Annotated in this window: 1 protein-coding gene; it reads left to right on the top strand. The window is 52.1% G+C overall.

Annotated elements, in window-relative coordinates:
* Positions 1-901, top strand: a 901-nt coding sequence (locus tag NR121_RS24935) for an IS256 family transposase (protein WP_256832142.1), incomplete at its 5' end; no start/stop codon positions are given.
* Positions 902-916 lie beyond the last annotated feature (15 nt).

Genomic DNA, 916 nt, shown 5'->3' with positions numbered 1-916 from the left:
AGATCAGATTATCGCCTTATACGCCAAAGGCGTGAGCACGCGGGAAATCCAAGATCACCTGCAGAATCTGTACGGTATCGACGTTTCGCCGACGATGATCTCGAACGTCACGAACAAAATCGTTCCGCTCATCAAGGAGTGGCAGAACCGTCCGCTGCAAAGCGTGTATGCCGTCGTCTTCCTTGACGCCATTCACTTTAAGGTCAAGCAAGACGGCGCTATTGTGAACAAGGCCGCCTACATGGTCATCGGCATCGATCTGGATGGTAACAAGGATGTGCTGGGCATGTGGATCGGCGAGAACGAATCGGCCAAGTTCTGGCTCAGCGTCCTAAACGACCTAAAGAATCGCGGCGTACAGGATATTCTCATCACCTGTGTCGATAATCTTACCGGTTTCTCTCAGGCCATTGCCGCCTGCTATCCGAAGACGGAGATTCAAAAGTGTATCATTCACCAAATCCGCAACTCGACTCGCTACGTGTCCTATAAGGATCTGAAGAAGGTAACAGCTGATCTGAAGCCGATCTACAAAGCGGCGACGGAGGAGATGGCGCTTGTGGAGCTGGATCGTTTCGAGGAAACATGGGGCGCTAAATATCCGCTCATCATCCGTTCGTGGCGCAGCAATTGGGACGAGCTGGCTACCTTCTTCAAGTACCCTCCCGAACTGCGCAAGCTCATCTACACCACCAATATGATTGAGAGCTATCATCGTCAGCTTCGCAAGGTAACGAAGGGAAAGAGCATTTTCCCCAGCGACGAGGCTCTTCTGAAGATGCTTTATCTTGTAACCATGGATGTCACCCGTAAATGGACGGGGCGTGTCCAACATTGGGGACAGATGCTGCTGCAGCTATCCGTTTTCTTTCCGGATCGAATCGGGCAGCACTTGCCGTAAGGGGCCAATCTCCCC

The organism is Paenibacillus sp. Pae15 (assembly GCF_024519685.1).
Classification (GTDB): domain Bacteria; phylum Bacillota; class Bacilli; order Paenibacillales; family NBRC-103111; genus Paenibacillus_G; species Paenibacillus_G naphthalenovorans.
The sequence above is the reverse complement of the archived record's forward strand: the minus strand, read 5'-3'. Positions and strand labels throughout refer to the sequence as shown.